The sequence below is a fragment of the Ruthenibacterium intestinale genome (assembly GCF_040096265.1).
In the GTDB taxonomy this organism is placed as follows: Bacteria; Bacillota; Clostridia; order Oscillospirales; family Ruminococcaceae; genus Ruthenibacterium; species Ruthenibacterium komagatae.
In genome coordinates this window covers 1-8,304 of record NZ_JBBMFA010000032.1, presented here as the reverse complement: position 1 = coordinate 8,304, position 8,304 = coordinate 1, and the positions used below count along the sequence as shown (strand labels likewise).

Sequence of the window (8,304 nt, the reverse complement as noted above, 5' to 3'; positions counted from 1 at the left end):
CGGTCAGGCAATGCCTGACCGGCGCTCTTTTTTGGTTCAGACCGGGCCCAATGCGTCCGAGAAGGCCGCGTACTGGGCCAGCGTCAGCTGTTCGGGGCGGGCGGTGGCGGGAATGCCCGCCTGCTCCAGTGCCGCCAGCACCCGCTGCTTGGGCACGCCGAGCCCCGCGGAGGCCGCGTTGGCCACGGTTTTGCGCCGCTGGCCAAAAGACGCCCGGATGGCGCGGAACATGGCCCGCTCATCTGCCGGGGCCACCGGCGGGGTCTGGTGCAGCTCCAGCCGGATGACCGCGCTGGTGACCTTGGGCGGCGGGAAAAAGCTGCCCGGCTGCACCGTGAACAGCATTTTCGGCGCGGCGTAATAATGCACCGCGTAGCTGACGGCGCCTGCGTCCCGGGTGCCCGGGGCCGCGCACAGGCGCTGGGCCGCCTCTTTCTGCACCATGACGGTGATGTGCCGGATGGGCAGGCGCTCTTCCAGCAGCTTCATGACGATGGGGCTGGTGATGTAATAGGGCAGGTTGGCGCACACGGCCACCGGCATGCCCGCAAACTCCTGCTGAATGAGGGCGGCCAGGTCGGTTTTCAGCACGTCGCCCAGCACCACCCGCACGTTGTCCAGGCCGGCCAGGGTCTCGTCCAGCAGGGGCGGAAGGCGGTCGTCCACCTCGATGGCCACCACCTTGCCCGCCCGCAGAGCCAGCTCTTTGGTGAGCACGCCGATGCCCGGGCCGATCTCCACCACGCCCCAGGTGCGGTCAATGCCTGCGGACTCGACCATTTTCGGGCACACGCCCGGATTGACGATGAAGTTCTGGCCAAAGCCCTTGGACAGCTGAAAGCCGTGCCGGGCGCACAGGTCCTTGACCGTTGCAAGATCCGTCAGATTCAATGTGGGTTCCTTTCCTGAAAACGCGCCGCCCGAAGGGGGCGGCGCGCTGTGAATGTGTTCGTTACGCGGCAGGCGTGCTGGCGGAAGACGCCGCAGCCCCGCTTTGAGCCGACTGGCTGGAGACCATGGCGGTCACTGCCTCGAAGGCTTTGCTGATCTGGGGGTCTGTCTCCACGGTGAGAGAGTAGAAGTTGGCCTCTTCGTCGGCCTTCAGGGCGATCTCCACATCGGGGGTGATGCCGGTGCCGTCAAAGCTGTTGCCCTCTTTGTCCAGCAGGATGCCCACGGTGTAGCTGATGGCCGACCCGTCGGACAGGGTGACGGGCGTGCACTGAATGGTGCCCTTGCCCGCCGTCTGGGTGCCCACGACCTTGCCCTTGCCGAACTCACGCAGAGACACGGCGAACAGTTCGCCGGTATAGGAGGTATTGCCGTTGACCAGCACGGCCATGGGCAGGTCCACCTCTTTGCTGTCGGAAGTATCCAGCACGGTGACGGTGCCGTCCTTGTTCTGCTGGCTGGCGATGGGGCCCACCGGGCACAGCAGGTCGATGACGTCCATGACGTCGTCCAGCTCGCCGCCGGAAGTGTTGCGCACGTCAAACACCAGCGCCTGCAGCTGCGTGGACGCCTGCATGGTCTCGATGGCGGTCTGCACCTCGCCGGCGGTGTTGCTGTTGAACTGATAGATCTGAATGTAGCCGGTGGTCTTGCCCTCGGGCACCGTATAGGTGATGGTGGGCATGTCGTAGGTGCGGCGCTGGACCTCGATGGTCTGCTCTTCACCGGAGGGATTGAGCACCGTCAGGGTGACGGTGGTGCCCTCTTCGCCCCGCAGAAGGCTGTTGATCTGGGTCAGGGACAGGCGCTTGACGTCGCTGTCGCCGATTTTGGTGATGAACCAGTTTTTGGCCACGCCGGCCTGGGCCGCGGGGCTGCCGTCATAGCAGCGGATGACCCGGGCGTAGCCGCTGGTGTCCAGCACCACGTCCACACCCACGCCGATGACCTGGCCGTTCTGGATGCCCTGCAGCTCCAGATACTGCTTGGCGGTGTAGTAGGTGGCGTTTTTGTCGCCGATGCCCGCGATGTAGCCCGCGCACAGATAGTCGTACAGGGAATCGTTGTTGATCTCGCCGTAATAGTTGGCGCGCACGTTTTTATCGATTTCGGCCACTTTGTTGTACATGACCTCTTTGGCGCGCACGTTGCTGACCGTGCGGTCAAACAGGTTCATGCTGAGCAGCATGGTGATGACGAAGGTCACCGTCATGGCGATGATGGCGATGGCCAGCGCCAGGTTGACTGTGATTTTTTTGTTCATTGTTTCGTTCCTTTCGTGTTCATCAGCTGCTGAGGTAGGGCCACGCGCTGACGGGCGTGCCGTTGACGTTGACCTCGAAATGCAGATGGTTGCCCGTGGAGTTGCCGGTGCTGCCCACGTAGCCGATCAGCTGGCCTTTGGTGACGAACACGCCGTCGGTGATGCCCGCAGCCCGGGCGGACATGTGCCCGTAGATGGTGACCAGGCTGGGGGAATGGCTGATTTTCACGCAGGTGCCGTAGCTCCAGTGCGCTTTGGTGGACACCACGCCGTCCGCCGCCGCGTAGATGGGGGTACCGGCCGGGGCGGGCACGTCCATGCCGCGGTGCACGTCCTTCACGCCGTAGATGTAGCGCACGGTGCCGAAGTCCGACGAAAGCGTGGTATAGCCCGGAATGGGCCAGGCAAACTGGCCGGTGCCGTCACCCAGCACGTAGCTGTTGCCCGTGTTGGAGCCTGCCCAGGCGGCCCACTCCTGCTGGGCGGCCTTGTACTCCTGCTGTTTCTGCTTGTACTCTTCCGACTGGGCGTCCAGGGCCGCCTCTTCCGCGCTGATGGCGGCGTCGGCCTGCTGCACGCTTTGCTGGTACTGCTGCATGGAGGCGTTCAGCTGCTCGTTCTGGGTGTTCAGATCGGACAGCAGCGTCTCCACCTCGGCCTTCTGGGCCTCCAGCTCGGCCTGCTCGTTTTTCAGGTTCTGGATGATCCGGGTGTCGTTGGTGCTGATGGCCTGCAGGTTCTCGCCAAAGCGCAGCATCTCCGAAAAATCGTCGATGCCCAGCAGAATGCTCAGGTTGCTCTGGCGGCTCATCTCATACATGGCCACCAGGCGGTCCTCAAAGTCCGCTTTGGACTGCTCCACTTCCAGGATCTTGTTGCCCAGCTCCTCCTGCTTGGCCTTCAAAGTGGCCTCGGTGTCGGCGATCTGGGCGCTGAGGGCCTCGATCTGGGCTTTCAGGGTGTTGCTCTGCTGCTGATAATACTGCTTGAGCTCCTGCTGTTTGGAGATGTCATCCTTGGTATCTTCGATTTTATCTTCCAAATCCTGCAATTCCTGCTGAATGCGGTCGAGTTTTTCCTTGGGGGTCTCCTCGTCCGCGTAGGCGGTGTAGGCCAGCGGACCCAACACACTGGCCGCCATCAGAACGGTGAGAAGGATGCACACCGCGCGCACGATCCATTTTCGCTTTTCCATGGCTCTCCTTTGCTGTGCTCAGACTTTCAGATGTTTGCGGATACTGGTGGCGCAGCCGGTGCTGCCGATGGCCATGCCGAACAGGACAAACAGCCCTGCCATGGGCAGCATGACGGTTTTAAAGGGCAGCATGCAGCGGGTGAACTCCGACAGCCAGGAGGCTTCGGGCCGGGCCAGCGCCTTCAAAAGGCCCAGGTAGCCGCCGCCCACCAGCACCGAGGCCACCAGCCCGGCGATGGCACCCACGGTCATGCCCTCCACAAAGAAGGGAAGGCGGATGAACCCGTTGGTGGCGCCTACGAATTTCATGATATTGATCTCCTTGCGGCGGGCGAACACCGTCAGCCGGATGGTGTTGTTGATGACCACGATGCTGATGACGCCCAGCACGATGACCAGGCCCCAGCCCACGGCCCCCACCACCCGCTGCAGGTTCACCAGCGTGGTGCCCAGCTCGGTGGGCGACTGCACGCTGGACACCGAAGCGCCCAGCAGGGTCTGGATCTGGCTGACGGTATCGGACAGATACGCCAGGTCCTTCACGGTGACGCGGAAGGAGGCGGGCAGCGGATTGGCGGGGTTGCCCTCGCCCTCGTAATCCTTCAGCACGCCGGCGTCATCGCCTAAGTACACTTTCATCTCCTCCACCGCCTGGCTTTTGGAGATGTACAGACATTCGGCCACGTTGTCCATGGCGGCGATCTGGGTCTGCAGCTGGGCGGCCGCGTCGGCGGTGGTCTCGTCCGTGAGGAAGAACTCCACCTCGTTCTGCTCGCTGAGGCCGCTGACAAAGCTGTTGACGTTCAAGCTCAGCAGCAGCGCCACGCCGGTGATGAACAGGCACGCGGACAGCACGCCCACGCTGGCCAGCGTCATGAGCCGGTTGGCCACCATGCTGTGCCAGCCCTGCCGCACAAGGTATTTAAAGCTGGACCATCTCATACGCGCATCCTCCTTGCCTGGCGCAGGCTGTCGTCAATGACCTCGCCGTGATCGATGGTGATGATGCGCTTGTTGAACCGCAAAGCCAGGTCCCGCTCGTGGGTGACCACCACCACGGTGGTGCCCACGCTGTTGATGGCCTGCAGAAGCTCCATGATCTCCACGCTCAATTCCGGGTCGATGTTGCCGGTGGGCTCGTCCGCGATGATGATGGGCGGCGAGTGCACCAGTGCACGGGCCAGGGCGATGCGCTGCTGTTCACCGCCGGACAATTCCTGCGGCAAAGCGTGGGCCTTGTCCGCCAGGCCCACCAGATTCAGCACATACGGAACGCGGCGCTTGATCTGCCGCTCGGAAATATTGGTCACGCGCATGGCGAAGGCCACGTTTTCATAGGCTGTCATAGTGGGGATGAGGCGGAAGTCCTGGAACACCACGCCCAGGCCCCGGCGCAGATAGGGGATCTCCCGGGGCTTGATGGCGGACAGGTCCCGCCCGTTGACGATGACGCGGCCCTCGGTGGCTGCCTCTTCCCGCAAAATCAGCTTCAGAAAGGTGCTCTTGCCCGCGCCGGAATGACCCAGCACGAACACGAACTCACCCTTGCGGATGTGCAGGTTCACGTTGTGCAGCGCCACGATCTCGGGGTTTTTGCCCGTGGCCTCGTATACTTTTTTCACATTCTCAAAACGGATCATCGCAAGATTCCCATCCTTTTCGGTTCAATCTACATACCAGCGAACGCGCGCCGATATTGCACCCGATGAACAAAAATGGCCGCTGCGGCAAAAAAAATGTTTCTGGCCGCAGCGGTGACTTTTTAATATTTCGCCGGGTTCGCGCTCAGGTATTTCTTCACCATCAAAGCAACTTTGAACACGATGGCGTCGTCAAACTCCCGCAGATCCAGGCCCGTGAGCTTTTTGATCTTCTCCAGGCGGTACACCAGCGTGTTGCGGTGCACAAACAGGCCGCGGCTGGTTTCGGACACGTTCAGATTGTTTTCAAAGAAGCGCTGAATGGTAAACAGCGTCTCTGCGTCCAGGCTTTCGATGCTGCCCTGCTTGAACACTTCCTTCAGGAACATCTCGCACAGGGTGGTGGGAAGCTGATAGATCAGACGCGCGATTCCCAGGTTGTCGTAACTGACGATGGAGCGCTCGGTGTCGAACACCTTGCCCACTTCCATGGCGATCTGAGCCTCTTTAAAGCTGGTGGCCAGATCCTTCACGTTGGCGATGGGCGTGCCGATGCCCACCACCGCTTTGATGTAGTGCTCGCCGTTCAGCGTGTCCACAATGCTGGAGGCCAGCTTTTCCAGGTCCCGCTGGTCGATGCCGCGCTTGATCTCCTTGACCAGCACGGTGTCGTTTTCGCTGATGTTGAACACAAAGTCCTTCTGCTTGTCCGGGAACAGGCTGGACACCACGTCGTAAGCGGAGATGTCGGCCCCGCTGGTCACGCGGATCAAAAGCACCACGCGGGACACGTCCGTGGCGAAGTGCAATTCCCGCGCCTTGGCGTAAATGTCGCCGGGCAGGATGTTGTCCAGCACCACGTTCTTGATGAAGTTGGCCTTGTCGAACTTCTCGTCGTGATACTGCTTGATGTTCTGCAGACTGATGGCCAGCACCGCCGCATACCGCGCGGCGGACTCGTCCGTGCCCTCTACCATCACTGCGTAGTCGTTGCGCTTGTTGGAGCTGAACAGATGATAGGTGTATCCGTCCCGCATAAAGGTGTCGCCGGCGGTCAGCCGGTCGGCGGCAATGCCGTCCCGCACCTCACCAATGCGGTTCAAGTCCGTGCAGGAGATGATGGTACCTGTTTCGTCCACCACGCCGACCATCCGGTCGATCGCATCCTTCATCTGATAAACCACGCCCTGAAAAACCCTGTTCGCCATAAAACCCTTTTCCCTTCTTTTATGATGATGTGGTCCGTTGTTGCCCGGTTCACCCCGGCGGACGCTGGTTCCGGCCAAATGGTGAAAATAAACAATTAGGTGCCGCTATGCTCTCTATTTTACACAATGTTTCTGACTTTTGCAACATATTTAAACAAAATAAGCCGGGGTTTATTGTGTAAATTGGGAAAATGAGTTTGAAAAACAGTTTTCCCTTTTATCTTAACGGGCAGTTGTGTTGGTTTTTTGAAAAGTCTGTAAACGTCCTGCCGTGATTTTTTCCACTTCTTCGGCGGTCAGCTCCCGCCAGCCGCCCGGGCCCAGGCGCTCGTCCAGCCACAGCTGGCCGATGGCCACCCGCCGCAGCTCGCGCACCCCGGCGCCGTACACGCCGAACATCCGCTTGATCTGATGATACACGCCCTGATGCAGCACCACCACCGCGCTGCAGGGGCCGTTTTCCCCGGGCAGCACCTGGGCCGGAAGCATGGTCTGCCCGTCCGCCAGGGTCACGCCGTTGGCAAAACCTTCCACCATTTCGGCGGTCAGCGGGGTGTCCAGCTCCACCTGGTAGGTTTTGGGCACGTGGCGCCGGGGCGCCAGGATGTCGTGGGCGAAGGCGCCGTCGTCGGTCAGCAGCACAAAGCCGGTGCTGGTCTTGTCCAGCCGGCCCGCCGGGAACAGCTGGCGGCGGGGATAGGCGTCCCGCACCAGGTCCACCACGGTCACGTCCCGCCCGTCCTCGGAGGCGCTGACCACCCCTTTGGGTTTGTCCAGCATCAGGTACACATACCGCCCGGCATACGCCAGCGGCCGGCCCTCCCACGTCACGGCCGCCGTTTCGGCCACGTCCGTCTCGGCCCGGGTGCACACCGTGCCCTCCACGGTCACCGCCCCCGCGCGGATGCCTTTGCGCGCCTCGCTGCGGGTGATCTGGGCCGCCTGGGCCACGAATTTATCCAGACGCATCTGTTTGTCCTCCACCTTGTTTTTTTCAAGTATAGCACAAACGCCGCCGGGAACAAAAGAGAAAGCTTCTGCCAGCACCAAGGCGAAAAGGCGCCGGCCTTTGTGCGCGGCGCCTTTTCGGCTGCATCGGTTCCGTTTTACTCTGTGGGATAGGCATCCTCCGGAATGGCCTGGGTCTCGGTGGCTTCCTCCGGGGCCGCCTGGGTCTCGGCGGCCGCCACGGAAGAGGCGAAGTTCGCGTTGGCGGCGATCTCCTCCTCGGTCAGCGCCGCGCTGGCCGCCGCTTTGGGCGTCAGGGGCAGCACCTCGCCCGAGGGTTTCTGCAGAAGATACGCGCCCCGGGGCTCGTTCTGGTACACCAGCACCACGGCGTAGGTGGTCAGCTCCTCGGTGCTCTGGGCGGGCACGGGTACCACCCATTTGTCCACCTCTTTGTTCTTGCATTTGGTCAGTTCAAAACCGCTTTGCTTGACCACGTCGTGGAAAGCCTGAAAACTCTCGTCCCACTTGCGGGGGATCTTCACGGCGGTCACCTCGGCGCTGGTGGGGTCCACCTCCAGCCCGTAACCGGCCAGAAAGGTCTGCAGGTCCTGCGCACCGGTGATCTGCTGGGCCATGGACGGCTGCGCCGCGGCCACATCCACCGCATCCCCGTCCTGCCAGATCTTCCCTACACCGATCGCCACTGCCGCCAGCGCCGCGCCGCACACGCACACCGCAGCCAGCTTTTTCAGCCCGCCTTTTCGTAACGTACAAACAAACATGCCACTGTTCCCTCCTTGCAGATTCATCAGGCGGGCACGCCGCCCGGTTCTACTGCATTTGTATGAGGCTGGCGACCGGTTTATCCCTCTTTTTTCAAACGGCCGGATGTGGTAAAATAAAGGGCAAACGGAAGGGGGCGGCCCTTTGAGGGAGATTTTCTGCTTTGAAACCTCCGGGACGGATGTTTTTCTTTCCGGACACAGCAGAAAACGGCCGCTTGTCCCCCTTTTTCCCATCCGTGGGAAACCGCTCCGCGCCTTGCGGCGCGATTACGAAACCTGCGGTGCGTGACTCTTTTGCCGGCAAAAGAGT

8 protein-coding genes are annotated in these 8,304 nt (G+C 61.5%); all 8 read right to left on the bottom strand.

Going from position 1 to position 8,304, the window contains the following annotated elements:
* Positions 1–36 precede the first annotated feature (36 nt).
* Positions 37–891 carry a 16S rRNA (adenine(1518)-N(6)/adenine(1519)-N(6))-dimethyltransferase RsmA gene (rsmA, locus tag WMO24_RS00985; RefSeq protein ID WP_349214228.1) on the bottom strand — a complete coding sequence of 285 codons (855 nt, stop codon included), beginning with the start codon at positions 889–891 and terminating at the stop codon, positions 37–39.
* Positions 892–952: 61 nt separating this feature from the next.
* Complete coding sequence (locus WMO24_RS00980) at positions 953–2,215, bottom strand: S41 family peptidase (protein ID WP_349214227.1); 1,263 nt, start codon at positions 2,213–2,215, stop codon at positions 953–955.
* A 22-nt stretch (positions 2,216–2,237) separates the two neighbouring features.
* Positions 2,238–3,410, bottom strand: coding sequence for a murein hydrolase activator EnvC family protein (locus WMO24_RS00975; protein ID WP_349214225.1), 1,173 nt, complete (start codon positions 3,408–3,410; stop codon positions 2,238–2,240).
* Positions 3,411–3,428: 18 nt separating this feature from the next.
* Positions 3,429–4,352 carry a permease-like cell division protein FtsX gene (gene ftsX / locus WMO24_RS00970; protein WP_349214223.1) on the bottom strand — a complete coding sequence of 308 codons (924 nt, stop codon included), beginning with the start codon at positions 4,350–4,352 and terminating at the stop codon, positions 3,429–3,431.
* Positions 4,349–5,050 carry a cell division ATP-binding protein FtsE gene (ftsE, locus tag WMO24_RS00965; RefSeq protein WP_349214222.1) on the bottom strand — a complete coding sequence of 234 codons (702 nt, stop codon included), beginning with the start codon at positions 5,048–5,050 and terminating at the stop codon, positions 4,349–4,351. The genes ftsX and ftsE overlap by 4 nt, the downstream gene beginning before the upstream one ends.
* Before the next feature lie 122 nt (positions 5,051–5,172).
* Entirely contained in the window at positions 5,173–6,258 is a 1,086-nt protein-coding gene (locus tag WMO24_RS00960; RefSeq protein WP_349214220.1) for a PucR family transcriptional regulator, read from the bottom strand.
* Positions 6,259–6,480: 222 nt separating this feature from the next.
* Positions 6,481–7,227, bottom strand: a complete 747-nt coding sequence (locus tag WMO24_RS00955) for a pseudouridine synthase (protein ID WP_349214229.1) — start codon at positions 7,225–7,227, stop codon at positions 6,481–6,483.
* Positions 7,228–7,364: 137 nt separating this feature from the next.
* A complete protein-coding gene (locus WMO24_RS00950) occupies positions 7,365–7,991 on the bottom strand; it encodes a DUF4830 domain-containing protein (RefSeq protein ID WP_349214219.1) in 627 nt (208 codons plus the stop codon).
* Positions 7,992–8,304 lie beyond the last annotated feature (313 nt).